The following is a 25,737-nucleotide window of genomic DNA, read 5'->3' on the forward strand; positions in this document are numbered from 1 at the left end:
CACTAGTCGGGTGGGCTCATCCCTGCCGGGGTTGCAGGACTCGCTGTGGCGTGAGGGCTGGTTGCAGTCGAGGTGTCCACGGTGAGTCGCCTCGCCAGGCGGTTGTATCGAGTCCGCTGCAGGGCTGCGTTGCGGGCAGGCTGGCCTCCTAGGGCTGCGGGGCCGTGGATGTTGTACAGCTCTCTGTAGCTGGCTATGTCGCGGATGAGAGATCGAAGGGCCTCGTTCTCAGGGGAGAGCTGGCTGACGAGGGCGTGGTGCCAGGAGGCTGGTTCGGTGGCGGCTTGGTGGGTCAGGTGGTCGGCGCGGTGAGCGATTTGGGCTTCGAGCTCGCGTAGCGGGGTGATGAGGTTCGGAGCGGTGACGGTGGTGGCTGGAATGATCAGTCCTGCGATCAGGACTGGGTGGTGGCCGGTGCGGTTGAGGTGTCTGGTGACGAGGCGTTCGACTCTGCTGTGGAGGACGGCGGCGAGGTCGTCGGCCTCGCCCAAGGCGGACTGGCTGACGGCTCGTTGGAGGATTTCTGGAGCTTTGAGGCCGGTGGCTTCGGCTCGGCGGAGCTCGGCGACGAGAGCACCGTATGTGGTGGATGCCTCGAGGGCAGCTTGGTCGCTGTGACTCAGGCCGCTGGTTGCTGCTGCGGCGCGGTATCGGGTGCGGGCGTCGAGTTGGCAGAGGTGTTCGTGGATGGGGATGAGGCGGTCGAGGCGGGTGGCGTTGTCGAGTTCCCGGCGCATCACTTCGTGGGCGGACAGTTCGACGCCGGGATCTGCGAGTACTGCCTCGAGCACGTCTTGCATGGTCTGCTCGAAGTGCGGTTCGTGGAGGTCGGTAGTGCTTTGGTGGGTGGTGACATAGGCGTTGTTGGTGTGGCGGCCGCGGGTCATGCCGACGTACATCAGGGCTCGGGTGAGTTGCTCGGTGACGAGGAGGTGGGTGGTGTCGACTGTGGCGCCTTGTGCGCGGTGGGCTGTGGTGGCGTAGGCGAGTTCGACGGATCTCTGGACGTAGGCGCTGGGGAGGGTGACTGCGTGGCCGGTCTGGTCCTGGACGGTCAGCGAGCCGTCTGGCCAGCGACGGATGACTGTCCAGTGGTCGCCGTTCTTGACGTAGTTATTGGTTCCGTAATGGAGGCGGCGGTTGTTGAGGCGAGTGACGATACGGTCGCCGAGGCCGACGTGGTTGCCGTTGTGGAGTTCGATGCCGTCGGGTTCGACTTCGCCGGTGGTGATGCGGTCGAGGCGGGCGCGGGCGTTGAGGCGGGCAACGGTGGTGTTGTCGGCTGCGATGAGAAGGCTGGTTTCGCCGTTGTGGATGTCGGTGAGCCAGGCCTTGTAGGCGGCGTCTTCCATCTGGTCGCTGGCGCCGGCGGTGAGCCGGTGGTGGTCGTCGTACGCGTCGATGGCCGTGAGGTCGCCGCTTCGGAGTGCGAGGCTGGCGTCGCGTTCCCATGGGTTGCTGAAGCGCCACACGTCGGTGAGTTCGGCGGCTTGGGTGTCTTTGGCGATGAGGCGGAAGGCGCCGCCGGCGTCGGCGGCCGAGAGTTGGGCGTCGTCGCCGACCAGGAGGAGTTTGGCTCCGGCGTTGTTTGCGGCGCGGGCGAGTGTGGCGAGTTCCGTGGTGCTCGCCATGGACGCTTCGTCGACGATGACCAGCTGGTTCTCGCGGAAGTTCCACCGGTCGTCATCCGCACGGAGGGCCGCGAGCTGAGCGGCGAGTCGCTGCTGACGCCGTCGACGTTGCATTCGGCCTGCTAGATGTACGGCGTATTCGGTCTTCTTGAGCTGTTCGCGCCGCCGTTCGGCGCCGAGGCCGATGGATTCGTAGATCCATTTGGCGATGTTCCCGGTGGGGATTCCGATGGCGTCGGACAGGATGGTCGAGGCCGCGGATGACGGTGCCAGGGCGATGACTGAACCCTCGCCGTTGGCGGTCTGCCAGTCGGTGGTGAGGGCGGATAGGAGGCTGGTCTTGCCGGTGCCGGCAGGCCCGACCAGGGCCTCAAGCTTCTGGCCGCTGGTGGCGATCCGTTGGAGTGCGCGGGCCTTGTCGGCGCTCAGGCTTTGGTCATGGATGGTGTGAACAGTCGGCCCGGCGGAGTCGTGCGAGAGCTCGAGCAGGAGGGACTCTGCGCCGAGGATGACAGGAGAGGTGAAGATCTCGCCGTTGTGGACGGTGAAGACGCTCTCGCCGTTTGCTCTGGTGATCGGCGCCGACACGATGGCGGGCGCTTTGAGGCTGATCGAGTGGCGTTCGGCATGCTCGACGACGGACTGGAGTACAGCGAAGCGGTCGTCGGAGGAGACGAGGCGGAGCAGCCGGGTCTGGCGGGCGGCTTCGGCGAGGAGGTTCCAGCGGTTCCAGGTGGCGCGCTTGGTCTGCAAGGTCAGGACGGTCGCGGCGCCGTAGGCCTCAATCGTCTCCGCACTGAGATCGTCGGCGGCCAGTGGACGATCTACGCCTCGGTCGAGCGATCGCTGGATGGTCGCGACGCCCTGACTGCCGATCGTCTGCTGGGCGCGCGTGCGCCACTGCGCCATCATCGCGGCCAGTGGCTGGGCGAGGTGCTTCGGTGGTCGTCTCATCAGCGACGCCCATTCATGAAGGACGAACATCTCGCGGTTGCTCGGCGGATGGCCCGGGTCTGGACGTCGTTCGAGAAGTGTGGCGATATTGGCCTGGACCTGCCTGGTTCGGGCGGAGAACTCGGCGATGAGTTCGTCGGGAACGGCGTCGATCTCGAACGCGGGGTCGCGCTGCGTGCCGCGTTCTCGTAGCTCCCAGGTCACGCCGAGCCGGCGAGTCAGCTTGTCAGCGAGGAAGCCAGTGTGGATCTCCGACATAGCGACCGCCGAGCGGAGCAGCGTCCGGCCGTCGAGAGCGCGCCAGACACCGTCCATGCCCTGGACTCGGTTGGCGACTACGACGTGGGTGTGGAGATGGGGGTCGCCGCTGCGTGTATCCCAGTGGTCGAACGCTGCGGCAATCAGGCCTCGGATGTCCAGTTGAATCTCGCTTCGATCGCCGGTTCTGGTAAAGGCTGCATGGTGTTCGATGAGTTGGAGGACATCGCGGACAGCCTCGTGATGGGCTGCGACGATCTGCTCCTGGGTACCGACATCGGCGGTTGCCCAGAGCGCCGAAACCGACTTGACGGGCGAGAACGTGAGATCGAATCCGGCCACGGCGTGTCTCGACCTTCGTCGCATCTCACGCCTCCGGATGTCCTCGATTTCGGCCTGCCGCTCGGCCTCGGTCAGTCCTGGTTCGAGGAGGCGAATCTGGTCCCGAGTCCGTTCTGACGCACTCTTGAAGACGGGGTACGACCGGCCCAGCAGATGTCCTGTCATTGGGTCTCTGGCACTTCCGAAGAGGGCTGTCATCTGTGTCTCGGTAACCTCGTCTCCGGGTGAAAGCTCGCCGGCACCGAGCCCCCGGAGGCCGCGACCGATCCATCGTCCGGCTGGACATCCCGTCGCTGTGTAGTAGGCGGTCAGTGACGTCGACATACGGCGGTCAACATCTCCGGATGCGATGTGGCGCAGCAGGTACTGGTAGCCAGCTCCTGCGGTCAGCCGATGGATGCTCAGCATGGTTGCTCGCTGGATGGAACGCGGCCTGAGCGGATTCCGGGAAGTGCCATGACAGCTCAACGGAACAGGGGAGAACTGTTTCGAAACCTTATGTCGACGACGCCCGAAATGAGGCCATCGGGACGGGTCGTCGACGCCCCGTTGCGGTTAGGTGTTGAGAAGGACCTGTCAAGCATTCACCAGCCAGCAGTAGTCGTTTCCTCGCAACGAGGCCGCGTCCCGCCGAGTCCTGGATTGCGTCATCGTGGTTCAGCGGGGCGCCGGGTCACACGATCGTCGGGGTCATGGAACCCGATGTGACCGAGACTTCGACCGATGACTCGCAGTTGCCGACTCGTGCTGCCGCGCCTCGGGCAGACGGGGGCGACTGGACCATTGGCAAGCTGATCGAACTGCTCGATGCGGCGATTGATTCGGCCGGGGCTCAGTTGGCTCGGTCGGCCGGTTTGTGGGCGGATTCGCCCAGCCCGTTTGAAGGGCGCGAACGACCATTGAAGCGTCGAAATCTACAGGCGGAGGAGACGCGGACGTTGCTGGAACAGGCGGACGTGGATCGCGGCCCAGGGCCTTTGTAACTCGCGGACGTCGGGTGGCGGTGCGGTCCTGGATGTGGCATTCCAGGTTCTGATGGTGGGGAGAGCGCGGTGAGCATCGGGGCAGTTAGTGGTTGAGCTGCTTCGGAGGTTGTTGTGGGTGGTCAGGATCGTGGGTTGTCGATGGATGAGCGGCGGCGGATGGTGGAGGCCAATGCTGCTGCGGCGCAGTACTTTCGGCGGGAGTTGCTTCGGGCCACGGGTGGGTGGCCGTTGGAGTATTTGAGGGCTTATGGGGCGGAGTCGGTGTTGTCGCCGGCGTCCGCGTGGAGGGTCGGGTATGCGCCTCAGGCGTGGTCGGACTTGGTGGATCGTTTGCAGGAGCGTGGCTTTTCGTTGGCGACGTTGGCTCGGGCGGGATTACTGGTGTGGAACGAGCACGGGGATGCGGCTGGGCCCTGACCCTGGTTCTTGGACACGCTGATTCCAGCCATCGGCTGGGGAAGCGAGATGATCAAGACCATGGCCCGCAAGAACTACTCCGAGGAGTTTCGTCGGCAGGCCGTCGACTTGTACGAGTCCACTCCGGGAGCGACGCTGCGTGGGATCGCGGCCGATCTCGGGATCGAGCGGGCCACTCTGGCTCGCTGGGTCGAGCTGTATGGCTCGGGCAAGAAGACGACGGCCGACGGGACCACCACCATCAGCAGCCCTTCTCGGGCCCGTCAGCGTGCGACCAGGGCCGGTGCTGAGCCGGAGACACCGCAGGCGAGGATCGCCCGGCTCGAGGCCGAGAACGCTGCTCTGCGGGCGGAGCAGGCCAAGCTCACGACCGAGCGGGAGATCTTGCGCCAGGCGGCCAAGTATTTCGCCGGGGAGACGAAGTGGTGAACCGCTTCCAGTTCGTCGCCGACCACTGCACCACCTTTGAGGTGAAGCGGCTGTGCGCGCTCGTCGAGATCGAGCGTTCGTCGTACTACGCCTGGCTCAAGGCCGCCCCCGCCCGCCGGCAGCGCGCCGAGGACGACGCGGCGCTTGCGGCGCGGATCCGGGCGGTTCACGACGACGACAACACCCAGGGTGCCCCGCGGATCACCGCCGAACTCAACGACAGCGCGGCCGGTGCCGGTGCTGCTGGTGGGCGGGTGAATCACAAGCGGGTCGCCCGGGTGATGCGCGAGCACGGCATCGTCGGCTACCGGCGTCGCCGCAGGGTCCGCACCACGGTCCCCGAACCGTCCGACCGCAAGGTGCCCGACCTGCTCAACCGGGACTTCACCGCTGACGCGCCGAACCAGCGTTACGTCGGCGACATCACCTACCTGCCGCTTGCCGACGGCAACAACCTGTATCTGGCCACGGTGATCGACTGCTACTCCCGCCGCCTGGCCGGCTGGTCGGTCGCGGACCACATGCGCACCGAACTGGTCGAAGACGCCCTCAACGCTGCGGCGGCGGCGACCCGCAGCAGCCTCGCTGGAGCGGTCTTCCACAGCGATCACGGGTCGGTCTACACCTCCAAGGACTACGCCCGACTCTGCACGAGCCTGGGCGTGACCCAGTCCATGGGCTCCGTCGGGACCAGCGCCGACAACAGCCTCGCCGAATCGTTCAACGCCACCCTCAAACGAGAGATCCTCCAAGACCACAACACCTGGCCCGACCCGGCCACCTGCCGCCGCCAAGTCTTCCGCTGGCTCGTCCGCTACAACACCCGCCGACGCCACTCCTGGTGCCGCTACCAGTCCCCGAACACCTACGAAACCCTCTACCCCGCTACGCTCCCGTCAGCGGCATAATCCACCACCCGTGTCCACGAACCGGGGGCAAGGCCCGCTGATCGGTATCGGGACATGTTGATGCTGGTGGCGCGTGATCGTCGGCTGTCGGAGGTCGGTTTTGTGGGCATCGGTCCGGATGGTGTTGCGCGGTCGGTGAGTCCGGTGTCGGCGATTCATCGGCCGGCGAACGTGGTGGTGGGGGTTGCGGAGCAGTTGGGGTTGCTTGCTGGTGGGGCGGTTCCGGTGATCGTCGATTCGCCGATGGATGCGATCGCGGTGTCCAACGCCGGCCTGGCGTCGGCTGGTTCATGGGCGGGGATTCCGTTGTGTGGTGGGGGATTGTCGACGGCTCAGGCCAGGACGCTGGCAGAGTTCAGTGTCAGTGGCAAGGCGCTTGTTGTGCTGAGCGGTGGTGAGGCGCAGCGGAACCAGTCTGCAGGGCATCTGGTGGATCTTCAGTTCTTCTTCGATCAGGTGCGAGCCGTCGGGTTGCCGCCGGGGGAATCGCTGGCGAGTCTGGGGCAGAGCGAGTTCGGGGTGAAGCGGGTGAACGAGGTACTTCAGAGTTCGCGTCCGGTGATGATGTATCGGTCGAGTGGCCGGGGGCTCATCTCCTTGCACAGTGCGGATCTGGATCCGCCGGCACCTGGTCCTGGGCTCTGAGACCGCGGGTTCCTGGAAGTCGTGATCCGGGTTCGGTTGTTGATGTTCTGCAGGGATCTTCGAAGCCGGATTTGGTCGGCTTTCGGAGGTCTTGATGAACGAGGATCTACGGCAGTTGCGGGAAGCAACTGTTATTGCGGCGCAGTTCTATCGAAGTGAGTTGCTTCAGACAACCACGGGCGGTTGGCCGTTGGGATACTTGAAGGAAGCCGGGGTTGATCAGGTATTGTCGGCGGATTCTGAGTGGAAGGTCGGGTATGCGCCGGACACTCTGACAAGTCTGGTCGACCATCTCGCGGCTGAGAACTTCTCCTACTCGACGATGGAGCGGGCCGGGCTGGTCATCCGTACGGCGAGGCTGACGTTGTGGATCGCTTCCGCGACAGGCTGGTGCTTGTTGCGCGGGACGACCAGCTGCGGCCGGCCGGATTCGTGGGAGTCGGGCCGGACAGGAGAAGCGGAGCGCTGAGCCCGGCTACGGCGATTCATCAGCCGTCGAACGTCCTGGTCGGAATCGAGGAGCAGTTGGATCTCCTGCGGGGTGGTGCGGCGCCGGTGATTGTGGATGATCCGATCGATGCGATCGCGATTTCGAACGTGAGCCGGAAACTGGATGGGCGCTGGGCCGGGGTCCCAGTGTGTAGTGATGGCTTGTCGACGGCGCAGGTGAGAATGCTGCGGAAGTTCAGCCTGGGCGAGACCGCGCTGGTCATTGCGTCCGGTGACGATCACCGGCGGAAGCTGACGACTGGGTACTTGCTCGATTTGGCGAGGTATTACCCGCAGGTTCTTGCCGTGTCTCTGTCGCACAGCCCGAGCGTCATTGCGGCCGCGGAGTCGGGTCCTGAGCACTTGAACGCGGTCATGAGCACACCTCGCCCGATCATGACCTACCGGTTAGGCGGTGCGGCGGCCGCGGATCTGATCCACGACCCGGAGCCGCCGGGCCGCGGCTGGGAGCTGTGAAGTCTCGGCTGTACGCCGCGCACGCGGAGGCCTCGTCGTTCTACCGACGTCAGCTTGTCGAGAGCCCGGGTGGTTGGGCGGCGGGGCATCTGCGGAGCCGCGGGCTCGGTGCTGTGTTGGCGTCGGAGTCTGACTGGCAGGTGGGGTATGCGCCTGACGGCTGGTCGCGGCTGGTCGGTCATCTGCGGAAGGCCGGGTTCGATGATGTGGAGATCGTGGCGGCGGGGCTGGCATTCGTCACCAGCAACGGATATCTGGTCGATCGGTTCCGGGACCGGATCATGTTCGTTGCTCATGACGTCGAAGTCCGGCCGGTTGGCTTCATCGGTCGTTCGGACAGCAATCGCCTGCGGTACTTGAACACCCGCAACACCGAGATCTATACCAAGGCTCGGACATTGATCGGCGTCGATTCTCAGGTGGAGCGTCTGCGGTCGGGCGCGGTTCCGGTGTTCGTGGAAGGTCCGATGGACGCGCCTGCTGTGGGCCTTGCCGGGGAGCGATGGGCAGGTCTTGCCTGCGGCGGTACGGCGATTACCCGCGAGCAGGCCGTGATGGCACGCTGGAACGCGCGCACGGGCAAGGTCGTCGTGGCGCTGGACGGAGATCTGGGTGGCCGAACCGGTGCCGTGCGCAGCTTGCCGGTGTTGTCGGAGGTGTTCGACGAGGTGCTGTTCGCGCGGCTCCCGGACAAGCAGGATCCGGCAGCGCTTCATGCTGTCGGCGGGGGCCGGTTGAACGAGGCGCTGGGCTCAGCGATTCCGTTGGCCGACTTCGCGATCGAGGTCGAGTTGACGAAGTGGGGAAACGTGCTTGATCACCTCAGCGGCCAGGTCAATGCCGTCCGGGCGGTGGCTCCGCTGGTGGCGAGTCTGCCGGCGGGCCGTGTCGCGGCGGCGGTCGCCAGGCTTGCACGGGCCGTCGACCTGGACGAAGAGGTGGTATCGAACGAGGTCGTTGCCGCGGTCGACCGTGGCCAGCGCCAGGGCCGACAGGCGCGCAATCGTCGGCCTGCAGGCGGACCGGTGGTGGCGGCAGAGGTGGAACAGCTCGACTGTTCCAGGAGTCCTTGATTCCGGGATCCAGGTTCTGGGATCGCGGCCCGGCCAGCAGATTTGTGGGCATGGACGTTGATCTGGAGGTACTGATCGCCGACGCCGAGCGGTCGGGTTGGGCGCCGGGGGCCGTCGCGGCGGCTGGCGGACGGGATCGAGGCGAGGATCGTCGTACCGCTGTCGAGCCGGCTCCGCGCGGCGCTTGGTTCTGATGAGGCGAAGCAGTTGGCGCGGGTGATCGCCTGGGAGCGGTGCCTCGAGCTCGCGGTTGATCCCCCTGAGGCGGGCGTGTCGTGGGGGTATCTGGCCAACTTGGTGCGGTGGCGGCTGCAAGACGCGGTACGGGCAGAGATGCTTCGTCGGCGTCGTCATCCGTTGACGTATCGGTTCCCGGACTGGGAGGTCACGCAGCAGCCCGCCCTCGGCAACCACCTTGACCGCATCGCGCACGAGCTTGCCGGGGAGGGCCTGGCGCTGAGGGTCGGCCGGGGTCTGATCGGGGCGGCCGCGGACGGGCCGCCGTTCTACAGGGCCGGGATCGTCGCCCGGGTGCGGCGGGCCGGTGCGACGCGGTCGCAGGCGGAGGCGTTCGCGTGGCTGCTGCGCGGCGGCGCCGGGCAGAGGTCGGCGCTCGCGAGGCTGGCGGTCGGGGAACCGCCGGACGCGGTGTTCGCCGATCCCGTCGTACGGCGCTGGATTCGGACCGCGTCCGGGCGTGACCTGCGGTTTTTCGGCGGACCAGGCCGCCTCGGCCACCGCCGAGCGGCGGGAGTCGAGTGGCTGCGGGCCGCCTGATCAGGCCTCTGACGAAAAGTCTCCGCGGCTCAACCGTTGAGGCTGCTTATGACGAAGAACTACTTGCGGCCACCTGCCCATCGACAGTTCGTTCGGTGCTTTCGCGCGCCGGCCTCGGTTGCGATCGGCGTGTTCGCGGCCGCCTCGGTCATTGCTCAGGTCGCTACGGCGGTCGGGTCTGCCCGTCAGCGCCGTACTGAGATGTCTCAGAGAGGAATCGCTGTGAAGCCTTCGAGACGGTTGAGGATCGCGATCGCGCTCCTGGTCGTTGTCGGCGTGGTCGTGCTGGCCGTGTCACTGACTACGAGTTGGAAGCAGCCGATGGATCAGCCGCGTACGGCGCACCCAACAGGTACGGCCATCCCGGCGCCGGTCTCGCAGCAGTTGGAGGAGTGGCGGCGGCCGACGACGACCGATCCTCGCGAGTTCGCGAACGCGTACGCCCGCACGATCTGGACCTACGACACCAACCGGCACAGCTACGTCGACTGGCAGAACGCGGTGAGCGTGTACGCCGATCCGTCGTCGGCTGCGCCCGAGGTTGCGAGGAGCCTGCTGCCGCAGTGGGCGGAGTGGGAGCAGCTGCAGCTGCACAAGGCCCGTGCGACCGCTACCGGGATCACGGCTGCGGTGACGCCGGAGCTTGAGGCGATGGCGAACCGCGGTCAGGCACCCAACGGCTGGCACGCCTACGTGGTTCGGGCCAGGCAGACGGTGGTGCTGGACACCGGCACGGAGCAGCTTGACCGGCAGGCGGCAGTGGCGGTGGTGTGTACGCCGACGTGCAGGTTCTGGTCGGCGTCCGCGCAGGTGTCACCGTGATCGTCAAAGCGGCGATCGCGTCGGCGGCGCTGATCGGCTCGATCGGCCTCATCGCACCGATCGCACTCGCGACGGGCGGCGGCGCGGCCTGCAGCACGCCATCCGACGCGCCGCCGACCGAGTCCACCCCGACCGACGTGGGTCCGATCGGGGCGGATCGGACTGTTGCGACTGCGATCGGGGCAAGGTCTACTGCCGTCCGGCTGACCGAGGTCCGAGTCGGGGCTGCGCCAGACGGCTGTAAGGCGCCGGTCAGTACCGGTGGTCAGCTGCCGGGTGCGGACCAGGCGGTCGCCCGTGCGATGAGCCTGGTCGGCAGTCACGGCTACTACCAGCTGTGTGCCCGGCTGGCTGCCAACATCTGGGGCCGGCAGCAGGCTGGGTACTTTTCTGCCGCTGAGCAGTGGCGACAGATGGTGGCCACAGGCAACGCGCATCCCAATGATCGCCGCCCCCCGACGGGTGCGCTCGTCTTCTGGGCGACCGGCGGTCCGTACGGGCATGTCGCGGTCTATCTCGGCAACGGCCGGATCATCTCGAACGACATCGGCGACGACATCTCTGGCGAGGGCGGTGTGTACCTCGTTGACTTCGGGCTTATCGAGTCCAAATGGGGCGCGACCTACCTCGGCTGGGCACCGCCCATCTATTCCACTACGTGAAGGACATCGACGTGTTCAACTACGCCTCCCTCCGGCGGCTGGCGATCCTGCAGGATCCCGGAGTCAGCCCCAACGCCACCGGGCTGCCCGGCCTGCCCGAAGTACGAACTCTTGCCGGTGCGACGATCACGTTCGCGCTCGTGTCCTGCGTTGTCGCCTTGATCATCTCGGCAGCTGCATGGGCCTTGGGCAACATCAACGGCAACCCGCATGTCGCCGGCAAGGGCCGGATCGGAGTCCTCGCCTCGTTGGGCGCGGCGATCCTGATTGGCTCGGCCAACAGCCTGATCCGCTTCTTCAGCGCCATCAACATCGGCTGAAGGGAGCGGCACATGTCGTGGAAGGACTGCCTCTTCAACCCCGAGGCATGCGTTGCGTCCGCGGGGAAAGACGCGATCAGTCAGACGGTCTGGGACGGGATCCTCAACTGGCTGGCCAAGGGCCTCACGGACATGACGACCAAGGTATTCGACAAGTTCACAGCCAGTACGACGCCCGACTTCAACCAGCACTGGTGGCGGGAGAACTTCGACTTGATCGTCACGATCTCCCTGCCACTGCTGGTGATCGCGTTCGTACTGCAGTGCGCAGCGGCCGCGATCCGACGTGAGCCTGCCCGCCTCGGACAGGCCGTGTTCGGAGCACTCCTCGGGACGGCCGGTGTGCCGTTCGCGGTCGCGGTGGTCGGGTCATGCGGTCAGATGGTCGATCGTCTCTCCACGACGATCCTGGGCACGAGCGATTCGGTGACCAAGGGCTTCCGCAGGATCATCGACCTGACCAAGGCGCTGGCCTCGATGAACCCACAAGGCGGAGTCCTGCTGACGGCCATCCAGCTCGCGATCCTCGCGACGATCGCCTTGTACTTCGTCATGATCGTCCGCGAGGTCGCGCTGACTGCTTTCGTCGTACTGGCTCCGATCGCGATGGCCAGCTGGACCTGGTCGGCGACCCGGCACTGGCTGCGCCGCTGGGTCGAACTCGTCGGCGCGCTGCTGTTCTCCAAGATGGTGATGGCGGTGATCTTCGCGCTCGGCCTGTCGGCCATGAGCAACTCGAGCCAGAACGGGGACTCGAGTCTCGGCACATTCCTCGCCGGAAGCCTGCTGTTCGCGATGGCCGCCTTCGCACCGATGGCGACGTACTCGTTCATTCACTGGGCCGGCGACCAGAGCCAGTCAGCGCTGTACGCCCTACAGCAAGGTACGGCGGGTGCGTCGGCGGTCAAGGCACGCGTCGAGCAGGCGTACCGGTGGGCCGCGTTCGACTTCACCGGATCGCGCTCCGGACCAGGGGCTGTCGTCGCGGGGCTGGACGACGCGGACGACGAGTCGGCTCCGACCGGCCCGACGAACCACGACACCACCGCGCAGGACCAGCCCACGAGCAACATCGGACCCGACTCCGTGGCCACCGCGCCTGCCGACACGGCCCACACGACCCAGACATCGGCCGACCGAGTCGCCGGACAGGACCAGCCCGGCGACACCGGACAGAATGGACAAGGGGAGGCGGGATGACGACGCCGGACCCCCTGTCGACCCGCTTCCCGCGACCGGAGCAGAACGCCGTACTTCTCGGACTTCGACCGGTACAGGTCGCGCTTCTGCTTGCCGCGATCGGCACGGTCACCCTGTCCTTCGTCACCGAGACCTCCGCGATCACCAGGCTCGGCAGCATCGTCGCCGCGTCCTTGTGCATGATGATCGCGTTCGGCCGGGCCGAGGAACTACCGGTCTACCGGTGGCTGCTCCTTCGCGGCGTCCATGCCTGGCGATCCTTGATCGGTCGCCAGTCGTATCGCGCCCGTGTGCTCGAGCTGCGGCAGCACGGGCGTCTCCAGTTGCCGGGCAAAGGCGGACGGATGCGGATCATCACGTCCGCGTCCGGCCTGGGCGTGGTCCATGACCCGCGACGACGTCGCTTGGTCGCGGTCGCACGGATCGAAGGGCCTGCGCACCTGCTGCAGAACGCGGACGAGCAGGACCGGCGCGTTGCGGCGTACGGGCGGCTGATCGCAGGCCTGTGTCAGGGCAATCGGATCGCCCGGGCACAGATTCTGGAACGTACTCTGCCGGATCCGGCCGACGAGCTCGGGCAATGGGCCAAGTCCCGCAACGTCGACCCGCGCACACCGGCCGGGGAGGTCTACACCGATCTGCTCGCCCAGGGCCGCGCCGACCGCGGCCCGGCACGAGACGCTGTTCAGCTTCGCCGTGAACCTCGACGCGGTGTCACGCGAGGTTCGCAAGAACGGCGGCGGCCTGACCGGTGCGGCGGCGGTCCTGGAGTCCGAGGCTCGCGCGTTCCAGACGTCCCTCGCGGCCGCCGGGGTCGCGGGAGCGTGGCTGAGCGCCGGCGATCTAGCGTCGAGTTTGCGTACGGCGTTCGATCCAGCCGCGACACGCACGGTCCCGAACCCAGAGGCACTCGATGCGGTTGACGCCGGCCCGTTGGCGGTCGACGCCGGCTGGGACCAGCTGCGCACGGATACGTCGCTGCATCGGGTGTACGTCATCACCGAGTGGCCGAGGATCCGGGCGACGCCGTCGTTCCTCAGTCCGTTGCTCTTGAAGCCCGGGATCCGGCGTACGTTCACGCTCGTACTGGAGCCGATCCCGATGGCGAAGGCACTGCGTGACGCCCGTCGCCATCAGGTGGAGCGTGTTAGCGACCGGGCGACCCGCTCCAGGATCGGGCAGCTCGAGACCGAGGAGGACCGCCAGCTCGACGCTGACGTGGCGCAGCGCGAGCGGGATCTCGGAGCCGGTCACGGCGACGTGCGGTGGCTCGGCCTGCTGGTCGTCTCGGCCGACAACGACGACGCGCTCGACGACGCCTGCATGGAGATCGAGATCGCGGCCACCCAGGCGCTGCTCGATCTGCGCCGGCTGGTCGGCCAGCAGCTGGAGGGCTTCATCGCCGCTGCGCTGCCGTTCGGGGTGGGACTCGGATGACGACGCGGCATTCGGCCTACTTCGAGCAAGACGGCACAGACCGTGCTACGCGGCGTACGAATCGGCGATCGGCGTACGACGTACCGCCCAAGCCGAGGGCTGATGCTGTCGAGGGCGAGTCGGGTACCGGACGGGGCTGGCGCCTGCGGGTCGATACGCACCGTGCGACGACCAGGATCCTTCGCGTGGCGTACCCGTTCCTCGCCGAGGGCGGACTGGGAGCCGATGGCACGTACATCGGGTCTGACGTGTTCAGCGGCGGATCGTTCGTCTACGACCCGTGGGTGCTGTACCAGGCCCGGGTCATCACCAACCCGAACATTCTGCTGGCCGGCGTGATCGGTAGCGGGAAGTCGTCAACAGCAAAGGCGCTCATCACGCGTTCGGTTGCCTTGGGCCACAAAGCGTACGTGCCGTGCGATCCCAAGGGCGAGTGGACCGCGGTCGCCGAGGCAATCGGCGGCGCAACCATCAAACTCGGGCCCGGACTACCAACCCGGCTCAATCCACTGGACGCAGGACGTCGACCGGCGACGGTCGACGTAGGGGAGTGGCAGCGGATCGTCTGGTCCCGCCGCCGCGCACTACTCGGAACCCTGGCCGAATCGACCCTCGGACGCCCGATGACCGCCGTCGAACACACCGCGCTCGACCTCGCCCTCGAGACCGTCTCCAGCCAGGTCCCGACACCGACGATCCCCGATGTCGTGGTCGCGCTGTTCACGCCGGACTCCGAGTTCGCGCGGCGCGCGAGTCTCCAGACGACGACGTTGACCGACGACGGCCGCGAGGTCGCGCACGCGATCCGGCGGCTCGTCCACGGGGACCTGTCGGGGATGTTCGACGGCCCGTCGACGACCGAGTTCGACCCTGCCCTGCCGATGGTCACCCTGGACTCGTCCTGGCTCGGCGCCGGCGGCAACGACGAAGCACTGCGCCTCACCCTGGCCTGCGCATCGTCGTGGCTCGAGGCCGCGGTCGCCGATCCGGCGGGCGGCAACCGGTACATCGTGTACGACGAGGGTTGGCGCGTCATGCGCGACGCAGCACTGCTGCGCCGGATGCAGGAGCAATGGAAACTGTCCCGCGCCTGGGGCGTCTCGAACATCCTGATCGTCCACCGCCTGTCCGACCTCGCAGCTGTCGGCGACCTCGGCTCCGAAGCCCGCGCCCTGGCCGAAGGACTGCTGGCCGACTGCTCGACCCGGATCATGCTCCGCCAGGAATCCGACCAGCTCTCGCGCACCGCAAGCCTGCTCGGCCTCACCGATGTCGAGATCGCCACGATCGCCAAGCTCCCGAAAGGCCGTGCCCTGTGGCGGCTCCCGAACCGCTCGTTCGTCGTACAGCTTGTCCGCCATGCCCGCGAAGTCGAGCTCTTCGACACCGACGCCCGGATGTAGAGCCATGAAACAACGACCCCCACAAGACTTCACCGACATCCTCATCACCGGCGCCGGCGTCATGTTCTGCGGCACCGGCATCCTCTACCTGGCAGGCGGCCTCGCAAGCCTGCTGACGACTGGCCACTGGCCAAAATCAGCATGGATCGACGCCTCACGAGTCGTACTTCACCCAGGCAACCCCGCGACCGCCTTCGGAATGACCGCAGCGCAGTTCGGACCAGTGACCTACTGGCTGGCCGTCGCAGTGCTTGTTGCCACGCCGATCTGCGTCGGACTGCTTGGCGCTCGCTTGTGGCAAGGCCGCCGGTCAACCCCGGCGAACCGGCGGCGCACTCTCGCCGCACGCCCCGGTCTGGCCACACCAACCGAGGTCGAGGCCGCGGTCGGGCGCAGGCAAGTCGTACGACGAGGACGAGCAGCCCGGCCACAGGCCCCGACACGGCATCCCACCGAGCTCGGAACCCTCCTGGGACACTCCCGCGGCAGAGAATGCTGGGCATCCGTGGAGGACTCCCGCATCGACGTCGGCCCACCGCGCTCCGGCAAAGGCCTCCACCAGATCATCGGCAGCATCATCGACGCACCAGGAGCCGTCGTCACCACCTCGACCCGGCCCGACAACCTCGCCGCCACCCTCGAACTGCGCCGCGAGATCGGCCCGGTCGCCGTCTTCGACCCCCAAGGCCTCGGACGCGTTGAAGGTATCCGCTGGTCACCGGTCCGCGGCTGCGAGAACCCGACGACCGCGATGGTCCGAGCCAGCGGACTCGCCGCCGGCGCCGGCTTCACCAAGGGCGGCGTCACCGACGGCGCGTTCTGGCATGGCCAAACCGAAATGGCGCTCCGCGGCCTGCTGCACGCCGCGGCGATCGATGACGCGGGCATCGCTCAGCTCTACCGATGGGGACTCGAACCAGCCTCGGCCACCGAAGCCGTCACCATCCTCAACCGCTCCGACCAAGCAGCCGAAGGCTGGGGCGACACGCTCGACGGGATCGTCCGCATGGACGGCCGTACCCGCGACGCGATCTGGGCGGGTGTCCGCTCGGCACTGTCCGCGCTCGCCGATCCGGCCGTACGACGATCCTTCGACCCACCACCCGGCGAAGGCCTCGACCCCGCCGAGTTCATCCGCGAACGCGGCACCATCTATCTTCTCGGCACCGGAGCCGGCGCCTCAGCCACCTCAGCGTTCATCGCGGCACTTCTCGAAGACATCACGGAAACCGCCCGCCAACTCGCCGCCCACAACCCCGGCGGACGCCTCGAACCACCACTCGCCCTCGTCCTCGACGAGATCGCCAACCTCTGCGCCGTACCGTCCCTGCCCAGCCTCATGGCCGACGGCGGCGGCTCCGGCATCTCCACCCACGTCGTCATCCAATCCCTCGCCCAAGCCCGCGAACGCTGGGGCGAACAAGCCGCCGCCGCGATGTGGGACGCCGCGACCCTCCGCCTCATCCTTGGTGGCTCCGCCCAACCCCGCGACCTCCAAGACCTCGCCGCCGTCTGCGGCGAACGCGACGAGGAGATCCGCAACTGGAGCCGCGGCCCCGACGGCGGCCGCACCACCTCCACCAGCACGCGCCGCATCCCCATCCTCCCACCCGACGTCATTCGAACCCTGCCCTTCGGCACCGGCATCCTGCTCGCCCGCACCGCCCCACCCATCCTTCTCACCATGACCCCCTGGCACGACCGCCCCGACGCCGACCAAATCCGCGACAGCATCGACAAATCCATCCTCCGATGAACCCCGACGACTTCGTCTTCACGGCCCCCACCGACCCCTACATCGTCTGCTGGCGCGACCTAGACCCCACCAGCACCACCGAAGAGCTCGAACGCCTCGCCGACTGGGTCACCTGGGCCACCACCCGCTACAACCTCGACCACAAAGCCATCCCACCCTGCTGGCCCCACCACGGCGCCATCGTCGAGGAACTCTCCGCCCTCCGCACCTTCTGGGAATCCTGCTACCAAGACGATGCCGCACCCTCGGACCCACTGGCCTTCCACCGAGACCTGACGCTGGCTGTCCGCCGTCTCCGCGACTGGACCTCGGTCCTTGGCTGTAGCAGAACAATCCACCGTCCTGAACAAGTGGTTGAAAGCTGAGAGCCTTTGATCCCAAGGTGCGTGGATGCATCGGGTCGACCTGCGCGGGCATTCCCATTGATACCCAATGTATTAGCGTCAGATATAGATGACTTCTTTATCCGAAAAATGTCGATCGCGCAAGAATGCTGCAACTTGTTGCGCATCACGTAACGGGAGTTGTCGGGGAGCGATATAGCGGTCACTGGCCCAGCCCGATGACCCGCCTAGTTGTCGGTGCCTGTCCCCGGGCCGGCGTTAGGTGGGGTTTGTCATGTCTCGTTCCCGGCGTGCCCGAATGCAGTGGCTGTCTCGTGTCACTGCGGCTGTGGTGTCGTTCTCCTTGCTGGCAACGGCGTTGGAGGTGCAGGATCCTGCGGTTGCGGCTCCGGTGACGGATCCGAAGCCGCCGGTGGCGAGGGTGGATTCGCGGCCGGATCTTGTGTCGGCGGTGGTGTCGGCGCGGTCGCAGGGCTCCCGGGTTGAGGTGGAGTCGCTGCGTTCGGAGACGTCGACGACGTGGGCGAATCCGGACGGGACGATGACGACCGAGGCGCATGCGGCGCCGGTCCGTTTCAGGAACGGCACGGGTGGCTGGCGGTCGATCGACCTGACGCTGGCGAAGGGGAGCGACGGTACGGTCGCTCCTCGGGGTCACGGCCACGGTCTGCAGTTGGGGAAACGGAACGGCGCGGCCGGTGGTGTGTTCGCGTCGGCGACCGCTGGAACGGGCCGTCAGGTGGAGTGGATGGCCCCATGGAAGCTGCCCGAGCCAAGTATCGAGGGCACCCAGGCGACGTACGCCGACGTGCAGCCCGGCGTGGACCTGAAGCTCGACGCGCGCCGTAGCGGGTTTGAGACCGATCTGGTCGTCAAGGAGCGGCCTGCGGCGGCGCCGGTGTGGCGGATCCCGTTGCGGACGAAGGGTTTGACGGCCCGGCAGAACGCCGACGGCGCGATCGAGTTCGTCGATGCGAAGAACGTGGTGCGGTCGCGGATCCCGGTGGGTCAGATGTGGGACGCGGTGCTGGACGAGCACACGCAGATGCCGGTGAACAACGTGCCGGTGAAGATGTCGGTCGAGCAGGCGTCGCCGGGTAAGGCGACGCTCGTGATCGCGCCGGACGCCAAGTGGTTCATGGATCCGGCGCGGGTGTTCCCGGTGACGGTGGACCCGACGTACGCGGTGTCGACGACTTTGCCGAGTTTCGACACGTGGGTGCAGTCGGCCTATCCGGACGACTTGTCGGCGACGATCGATCTGCGGGTCGGGATGAACGGGACGAAGACGGAGCGGACGTTCATGAACTTCGCGACCGCGCCGTTCAAGGGCAAGGACGTGGTGTCGTCGTTCCTGTCGGTATACCAGTACGGCGGCGTCTCCTGCACCCCGACGGTCGTCAATGTGCGGGCCGTGCAGCCGGTCTCGACCGCGACCCGCTGGTCCAACCAGCCCACATTGGGTTCGGTGTACGGGTCGCTGAACGCCACCAAGGGCTTCTCGAGCGCCTGTCCGGCTGCGCGGATCGAGATCCCGATGACCAGCCTCGCGAAGGCCTGGTCGCAGGCGACATATGACACCGGCGGTCTGGCGCTGGTCGCGGCGAACGAGGCCGATGTGAACTCGTGGAAGCGCTTCTACGCCTCGGGCGGCCCGGCCGACCCGTACATCTCGTTCACCTGGAACCGGCCCCCGAACGCCCCCGCGACGGTGGAGACGACCGAGGCGGTCGCGTATGCGGTGAAGGATGACTCGAACTCGTACATGTACTCGCCGTCGACGACCCCGTGGGTGCGGACGAAGGCGACGGATCCGGACGGTAACACGGTGAAGTACGTGTTCGAGTTCTTCACCGGCGACGGACCCACCCTTCACGTCTGGGGCACGTGCACGTCATCGGTGTACGCCTCCGGTACGACGGCTGGTTGCCGGCCCTCGACACCGCTGCCGGACAACATGCTGCTGTACATCCGGGCGAAGGCGAACGACGGCAGCATCGACGGCCCGTGGACGAGCTACCAGACCCGCCTGCGGATCGGCGCTGTGACACCGGCGCAACCGGGCGTCTCGTGCCCGAGCCCGTACGTGATCAACTCCTGGCAGGACAACCCGCCGACGGCGGATGTCGTCTGCACGGTGACCGCCACCGGCGACGGCTACAACGCTCCCGGGTACATCCGCCTGACCGTCGACGGCCAGCCGTACGGCGGCGGTGGAACCGATGGGACGGTGCCTGGACAGGTGAAGATCACGCCGTCGAGCGACCCGGCGATCGCGAGAACCACTGTGACCCTCAGCAAGGGCATTCCTGGGTTGCACCGGATCACCGCGACGGCCGAGACGCCGGCGGGGAACAAGTCGGGCGGGAACTCGTACAGCTTCGGCTGGGGCGGCTCGAACATGACCTCCCCGACGGCGAACCCGCAGATCACCACCACCGACAACATCCAGATCACCGCGTCGGGCCCGCCGAAAGGCCAGTCGTCGACCGTGACCGCGAAGGTGCGCTGGCGGACCTCGGGGTACGGCGGCAGCCCGAACGACACGGTCGGCTGGACCACGGACGCCACGGAGCTGAACGTCAAGGACAACGGCACCGCGGGTGTCACCGTCGATGAGCCGTGGAGCACGAAGAAGGCCACGGTCGACGCGTCCCTGGACTCAGACCCCAACACCCCCGGGATCCAGCCGACGACCTTGAGCGACCGGCTGCCGGTCAAGCTGGACATCCAGGTCTGCTTCACCTACGCGTCCTCGACCCAGTGCACCTGGTCCCAAAACCCCGGCACCACAGTGCAACGCCTTCCGCACGCCTTCGGCAACGGTTTCCCGGTCAGCGACGCCGGCCCCGGCCAAGTTGCGCTGTGGACGGGCGAGTTCAACACCGACGTCACCGACATCTCGGTCCCTGGCTACACCGGCGACCTGTCGATCTCCCGATCACACTCGACCTACGCCGGCCCAACCGACACCATCAGCGGCGTGTTCGGGCCGGGCTGGACCGCGCATTTCGACGGCGCGGAGGCCGGTGCGGCCGGGATGCAGGTGTTCGACTCCAGCCGGGTCGACGGCACGATCGCGCTGATCGACGGCGACGGCACCTCGCTGGTGTACGAGTCGCCCACCGGGCGGCGTACCGGTGCTTCCTTGGCGGCGGGGGTGTGGGTGCCGGCCGATGAGGACACCGAACTCGACGGATCCAAGCTGACCGTCACCGGAACGTCGGCCGCGCCGGTGCTGTCCTACATCCAAGACGACGGAACCATCACCACCTGGACCACGACGACCGCGCCCGTGGCAGGCGTCGACGTGAAGTTCCAGGCCGCCGGCGTCGCCGAGCCCGGCGTCGCGGGCAAGACGACCTTCGCCTACGACAACGGCAAGGTAGCGCGGATCCTTGCGCCGCCGGCCCCGGGCGTGACCTGCGGCGCCTACGTCGCCGGTTCCCCGCTAGCCGGGATGACCCCGGGCTGCCGGGCGCTGCGGTTCGACTACGGCACCAGCGGCCCCGCGAACGGCCGGCTCGTGAACGCCTGGCTCGACATCTACAACCCCGACAAGGCCGGCACCGACAAGATGGACTCGGTCAAGGTCGCCACCTACACCTACGATGCGTCCGGCCGGCTCGCGACCGTGACCGACCCGCGCTCGAACCTGACCACGCAGTACGGCTACAACAGCATGAACCATCTCACCTCGATCACCCCCGCGGGCCAGGTGCCTTACCAGTTGAACTACCTGACCAACGACGACTCCGAGAAGCTCGACTCCGTCACCCGCGCCCGACCGGCCGGTGACCCGGCCGGCGGCACGGCGACCCTCGGCAAGTACATCTACGACAACGTCCCGCTATCGGGCGCCGGGGTGGCGGACCTGTCGACCGACGCGGTCGCGAAGTGGAACCAGAACGCCGCACCGACCAAGGCGTTCGCCGTCTTCGGCCCGGACCATCCGCTCAGTGCAGCACCAACCGCAGACGACTGGCAGTACGCCGACCTGCAATACACCGACTCGCTCGGCTACACCGTCAACACCGCCAAGTACGGCGCCGGGAACTGGCAACTGACCGCGACCGACTACAACGCCCAAGGCAACGTCGTTCGGCAGTTCGACGAGCGTGCCCTGCGCGCGGTCATCGACAACAACACGCCCGCCGACCAGCTCGCGACCATCACCGTCTATAACGACGACATCCTGAACGCAGCCAAAGACGCCGTGGTCACGCCTGCGGGGACCCTGGTGACCGACACCTACGGCCCGGCCAGATCGGTCGCGCTGAGGAACGGCTCGATCGCCTGGGCCCGGCCACGCACCCACACCGACTACGACGAGGACGCACCCAACGCCGGCATCAACCCGGACACCACCCTGCCCTACCGTCTCAGCACCACCGTGACGATCACGGCCGAGGACCCAGGGACCGGCAGCAACCTTGAGACCCTCAGCCGCACCCTCACCGGCTACAAGGACCCCGTCAACAACGACATGTCCGGCTGGGCGCTCAGCCTGCCCGCCACCGCGACGACCGACGCCAACCCGACCGCTCCGCGCGACGACGCAACCGGTGACATCGTCAAGGTCACCCGCTACGACGCCGAGGGCAAGGTCATCGAGACGCGGCAACCCAAGTCGAACGGCGCCGACGCCGGCACCACCAAAACGATCTACTACACGACCGCCGCAAACGCCGGCACGCCCGAATGCGGCGCCAAGCCACAGTGGGCAGGCCTCGTCTGCAAGACCTACCCCGCCGCGGCACCGAGCTCGGGCCCAAGTCTGCCGTCAACCACGACATCGAACTTCAGCTACCTCCTCTCACCCACCCTCGTGGAAGAGAAGTCCGGCGCCGTCACCCGACAGTCGAGCACGACCTACCTGGTCGACGGCCGCACCAGCAAGACCACGACGACCGTCACCGGCCCTGGCCGGGTCGACCCCGAATACCACCAAGACCACGACCTACGACCCGATCAGCGGCCAGCCCACCGTGGTGACTGCGACGAACGCCGACAACACTGTTGCCGGCACGATCACGACCGGCTATGACACCTGGGGACGCCAGGTCTCCTACCAGCCCTCCGGCGACGCGGCCACCACCACCGTCTACAACGCCGCCGGTGATGTCGCTTCGGTGACCGACCCGAACGGCACCACCGCCTACACCTACGACGGCACCGACGCCAACGGCAAAACCGAACACCGCGGCCAAGTCACCAAGGTCGACGTCACCACCGCAGGTTCAACCTGGACCTCCACCGGTGCCTACGACTCCACCGGTGCACTAATCACCCAGAAACTGCCCGGCGGCGTCACCCAAACAAGCGACATCGACAACGCCGGCGAGCCAACAGGCCTGAGCTACACCGGCCAAGTCACGACCGTCAACAGCGACGGCTCGACCACCGTCGACCCCAACGGCCCATGGCTGTCCTGGTCCCTCCAGAACGACGTCACCGGCCGAGTCACCCACGAATGGACACCCGAAGGCAGCGCCTTCACCACCACAACCGGCGGCGCCATCCCATACGACCGCCGCTACACCTACGACAACGTCGGCAGACTCATCCAAGTCAACGACCGCACCGCCCCAACCTCTGGCGCCGACATCAACGACCCGTCGGTCACGGCCTGCGTGACCCGCAGCTACGGCTTCGACGCCAACGACAACCGGCTTGCTAAGTCAACCGCACCGGCTGCAGCTGACGGCTCGTGCACCACCGCCGGCGCTGCGACCGTGACCCGCGCCTTCGACACCGCCGACCGCCCCATCACTGGCGCAAACGGCACCGGTAAATACAGCTACGACGCCCTCGGCCGGACCACTACCTTGCCAGCTGCGGACGCCCCCCACCCAACCGACGGCAACGTCACCCTCGCCCACTACGACAACGACCTCGCCCGCACCATCACACAGGGCGGCACCACGACGAGCTTCACCCTCGACGCACTCGACCGCCGAGCCACCGAAACCGTCAGCAACGCGTCGGGCTCGACGGACACAGTCCGCCACTACGCCAACACCTCCGACAACCCCACCTGGGTCACCCAAGGCACCATCACCCAACGCTACGCAGAGCTCATCGGCGGCGACCTCGCCCTAACTGTCAACCAGACCAGCGGCGCCGACCTCACCATCGCCAACCCACACGGTGACGTCGTCACGACCGTCGACATCCCGGCGGCCGGTACCGCTGCAGAAGGCATCGTCGGTTGGAACAACTACGACGAATACGGCAACGTCACCAACCTGACCGCGAGCACAGGCATCCTGAACTACGGATGGCTCGGCGCTAAGCAGCGTGCAGTGTCAGGAGCAGGACTAATCCTCATGGGTGTCCGCCTGTATAACACGGCAACGGGTGCGTTTGCGTCCATCGATCCAGTTCCCGGTGGTAATGCGAACGCCTACACCTACCCTTCTGATCCAATGAATCAGTTCGATCTCGACGGCAAGAAGAAGTGCTCCGGCTGGAAGAAGTGGGCATGCAAAGTCGGCAAGATCGCGAGCTACGTCTCCTTCATCCCAGGCCCGATTGGAATGGCAGCCGGCCTGATCTCAGCCGCGAGTTATGGCATCGGGGGTGACTACCGCAATGCGATGGGAAGCCTGTTCGCAGCCGCAACTTCGTACGTCGGTGGAAAGTACTTCAGTGCAGCCGCAAAGTTGTACAAGGGTCGCTACGGTCGATCGGCTTGGACTGGCGCGAGCAAGATGGCAAGGCGTGCGAAGCGCGGCCGGATCCATCGGATCCGAACCAGGTATGTGTACAGTGGCCGCATCCGAAGCCCCAGAACCGCAGTTTACGGGGCGATCTGGGGGACGCGCGCCTTCGGTGGTTACGGGTTCGGAATCGACTAGGCCACGCAATTCGACAATGATGGTGATGCATATGTCAATGCCGCAATTTCGCAAGTTGTTCTGGGACTTGGGGTGGGGCGGCCGTGGCATGGACGCACTCTTTGCATTGGCTGTCATTGGTGCAATTATGGGCGGTGGCATTGGGGCCATATTTGACGAATGGCTGCTGGGCGCTGGCCTGGGCCTCCTGGTCGGAATGGCCATCTTCGCTGGTCTAGTCATATGGGCGCACCACCGACGGCAGTCGCCTGAACGCAGACATTGATCTCTCCGGGACTCTGGTCGCTGTGCACGTAGACGACAGGGCTCCGGCACGCTGGTGACCGACACCTTCGGCCCGGCCCGCTGGCGGCATTGAAAAATGGGACGTATGCGGGGTCGCGTTGGCAGTCTCAAGTGCATACGACACAGCACGGCCACGTGCGCCAAGGAAACTATCGTGCGGCGGCGTGGGAGGGGTTGGGTTGGTGAGCTTCGGCGTCGGGACCAAGCTGCGGTATGCCGTCAAGGCTGCCAAGGCCGGGTCCAAGTTGTGGCGTGGCAAGATCAAGCGCAATGCGGAAGCCGCGCGGTAAGCAGTACCTTCGATACCTGAATCGGGCCAGGAAGTTCGAGCATCGATTGCATCGGATCCATCGTTGGGAGCGGCGGCTCCAGTGGGGCGACTACGGCCGTTGGGCTGCCAGCACGGTGAGTGATGCGAGAGGATGGAACTAGCCGTTGCAGAGTCTTGCCGAGGTGATGGTGCGTCAGGGCGCGAAGAGCCACGGTCATGACAGAGTGAACCTCCGTCGGGCCTTGAAAGATGAGGTCGGAGCAACGAACGGGACGCCTCGGCGTGTGCTGCTGACGTGGATGGTTCCAAATGCAGTCTTGCTGACTGTGCCGGGGCTTGCAGTTGGATTGCTCGCAGCACTCGGACTGGTGAAGCTCTTCTCGTTGCCGCCGACACCAGTCTATGCAGCAGCGTTCGCGCTTGGTGTCATACCTCCAATGACCGCGTTTGCGGCGATCGTATGGCTAGTTGCCCTGCACGTAAGTGGCACTGAGGAGAGATTGCTGTCGCTATCGGACCGTGAGTGGATGCGGAGATTTTCGGCGCTGAGTTGGACCGGTATCGTACTCGCGATCGTATGTGGACTTCTCGCAGCTGCACTTGGGTTTGATTGATGACTAGCACATGCCACGGGATGCAGGCGATGCGACGTGAGAAAGATGAGACGTCGATGCCAAATACCCTGCCGCTTTACGGTGTTGAAGGTGCACGGTAAGGATCATTCGGGCATCGCGCGTCGGCGGGGGCTCGAGGATTAGCTGACGAGCTCGCCCTCGGATCGATTAGTTGAGTAGTCGCATTGCACCGGTTGGGTGTCTGTTCGTCGACCGGACAGCGGTTGTTCGTTCTGCCAAGCAGCGGGCCCGCGAGATGCAGCAGCTCAACGATGTGCCCTAAGGCGTCGGAGCGCGCTGGTTGCAGGTTCGAAGAGCTCTTGAATGCGAACGCTGACCTGCCGCGGCCCCCGACCTCGACGGCCCTCGGCGTCGGC

General features: G+C 66.5%; 18 protein-coding genes and 1 pseudogene. 18 read left to right on the forward strand and 1 reads right to left on the reverse strand.

Going from position 1 to position 25,737, the window contains the following annotated elements; genetic code table 11:
• Positions 1-2: 2 nt before the first annotated feature.
• The gene (gene mobF / locus JOF29_RS13680; protein ID WP_209694573.1) at positions 3-3,593 is read right to left on the reverse strand and encodes a MobF family relaxase; all 3,591 of its coding nucleotides are present in this window, start codon (positions 3,591-3,593) and stop codon (positions 3-5) included.
• Positions 3,594-3,877: 284 nt separating this feature from the next.
• Here mobF and JOF29_RS13685 point away from each other — a divergent pair, with 284 nt between their 5' ends.
• The 18 genes and pseudogenes from JOF29_RS13685 to JOF29_RS45285 all read left to right on the forward strand — a co-directional run bounded on the left by JOF29_RS13685 (position 3,878) and on the right by JOF29_RS45285 (position 24,190).
• Positions 3,878-4,168, forward strand: coding sequence for a hypothetical protein (locus JOF29_RS13685; RefSeq protein WP_209694574.1), 291 nt, complete (start codon positions 3,878-3,880; stop codon positions 4,166-4,168).
• 480 nt (positions 4,169-4,648) lie between these two features.
• Positions 4,649-5,925 (forward strand): IS3 family transposase gene (locus JOF29_RS13695; protein ID WP_209696115.1). Its coding sequence is split into 2 segments (ribosomal slippage): positions 4,649-4,997 and positions 4,997-5,925, totalling 1,278 coding nucleotides; the frame shifts between segments, so codons are not numbered across the junction.
• A 54-nt stretch (positions 5,926-5,979) separates the two neighbouring features.
• A complete protein-coding gene (locus tag JOF29_RS13700; RefSeq protein ID WP_209694576.1) occupies positions 5,980-6,570 on the forward strand; it encodes a hypothetical protein in 591 nt (196 codons plus the stop codon).
• Between the two features lie 366 nt (positions 6,571-6,936).
• Positions 6,937-7,536 carry a hypothetical protein gene (locus JOF29_RS13710; RefSeq protein ID WP_209696260.1) on the forward strand — a complete coding sequence of 200 codons (600 nt, stop codon included), beginning with the start codon at positions 6,937-6,939 and terminating at the stop codon, positions 7,534-7,536.
• Entirely contained in the window at positions 7,533-8,609 is a 1,077-nt protein-coding gene (locus JOF29_RS13715) for a toprim domain-containing protein (RefSeq protein WP_209694578.1), read from the forward strand. Before JOF29_RS13710 ends, JOF29_RS13715 begins: the two co-directional genes overlap by 4 nt.
• A 50-nt stretch (positions 8,610-8,659) precedes the next feature.
• Positions 8,660-8,803: a hypothetical protein gene (locus JOF29_RS13720; RefSeq protein WP_209694579.1), complete on the forward strand. Its 144-nt coding sequence runs from the start codon at positions 8,660-8,662 to the stop codon at positions 8,801-8,803.
• A 163-nt stretch (positions 8,804-8,966) separates the two neighbouring features.
• Positions 8,967-9,386 (forward strand): hypothetical protein, encoded by a 420-nt coding sequence (locus tag JOF29_RS13725; protein WP_209694580.1) that lies wholly within the window; start codon positions 8,967-8,969, stop codon positions 9,384-9,386.
• A gap of 222 nt (positions 9,387-9,608) precedes the next feature.
• Positions 9,609-10,208, forward strand: coding sequence for a hypothetical protein (locus JOF29_RS13730; RefSeq protein WP_209694581.1), 600 nt, complete (start codon positions 9,609-9,611; stop codon positions 10,206-10,208).
• The gene (locus JOF29_RS45280) at positions 10,157-10,870 is read left to right on the forward strand and encodes a CHAP domain-containing protein (RefSeq protein WP_209694582.1); all 714 of its coding nucleotides are present in this window, start codon (positions 10,157-10,159) and stop codon (positions 10,868-10,870) included. Before JOF29_RS13730 ends, JOF29_RS45280 begins: the two co-directional genes overlap by 52 nt.
• A complete protein-coding gene (locus JOF29_RS13740) occupies positions 10,867-11,190 on the forward strand; it encodes a DUF6112 family protein (RefSeq protein ID WP_307863313.1) in 324 nt (107 codons plus the stop codon). The genes JOF29_RS45280 and JOF29_RS13740 overlap by 4 nt, the downstream gene beginning before the upstream one ends.
• Before the next feature lie 12 nt (positions 11,191-11,202).
• Positions 11,203-12,390: a TrbL/VirB6 family protein gene (locus JOF29_RS13745; RefSeq protein WP_209694583.1), complete on the forward strand. Its 1,188-nt coding sequence runs from the start codon at positions 11,203-11,205 to the stop codon at positions 12,388-12,390.
• Positions 12,387-12,977 (forward strand): annotated as a pseudogene (locus JOF29_RS45950) (SCO6880 family protein); the annotation flags it as partial. The gene JOF29_RS13745 and the pseudogene JOF29_RS45950, both read left to right, overlap by 4 nt.
• A gap of 49 nt (positions 12,978-13,026) precedes the next feature.
• Positions 13,027-13,827 carry an SCO6880 family protein gene (locus JOF29_RS13755; protein WP_307863558.1) on the forward strand — a complete coding sequence of 267 codons (801 nt, stop codon included), beginning with the start codon at positions 13,027-13,029 and terminating at the stop codon, positions 13,825-13,827.
• Positions 13,824-15,230 (forward strand): putative type IV secretion/conjugal transfer ATPase, encoded by a 1,407-nt coding sequence (locus JOF29_RS13760; RefSeq protein WP_245357575.1) that lies wholly within the window; start codon positions 13,824-13,826, stop codon positions 15,228-15,230. Before JOF29_RS13755 ends, JOF29_RS13760 begins: the two co-directional genes overlap by 4 nt.
• A gap of 505 nt (positions 15,231-15,735) precedes the next feature.
• The gene (locus tag JOF29_RS13765) at positions 15,736-16,986 is read left to right on the forward strand and encodes a type IV secretory system conjugative DNA transfer family protein (protein WP_209694586.1); all 1,251 of its coding nucleotides are present in this window, start codon (positions 15,736-15,738) and stop codon (positions 16,984-16,986) included.
• Complete coding sequence (locus JOF29_RS13770) at positions 16,983-17,351, forward strand: hypothetical protein (protein ID WP_209694587.1); 369 nt, start codon at positions 16,983-16,985, stop codon at positions 17,349-17,351. The genes JOF29_RS13765 and JOF29_RS13770 overlap by 4 nt, the downstream gene beginning before the upstream one ends.
• Positions 17,352-17,721: 370 nt before the next feature.
• Positions 17,722-22,377 (forward strand): DNRLRE domain-containing protein, encoded by a 4,656-nt coding sequence (locus JOF29_RS42990; protein WP_307863315.1) that lies wholly within the window; start codon positions 17,722-17,724, stop codon positions 22,375-22,377.
• Positions 22,322-24,190 (forward strand): RHS repeat-associated core domain-containing protein, encoded by a 1,869-nt coding sequence (locus tag JOF29_RS45285; RefSeq protein WP_307863316.1) that lies wholly within the window; start codon positions 22,322-22,324, stop codon positions 24,188-24,190. The genes JOF29_RS42990 and JOF29_RS45285 overlap by 56 nt, the downstream gene beginning before the upstream one ends.
• The last annotated feature ends 1,547 nt before the right edge of the window (positions 24,191-25,737 follow it).

The sequence above is a fragment of the Kribbella aluminosa genome (assembly GCF_017876295.1).
Classification (GTDB): domain Bacteria; phylum Actinomycetota; class Actinomycetes; order Propionibacteriales; family Kribbellaceae; genus Kribbella; species Kribbella aluminosa.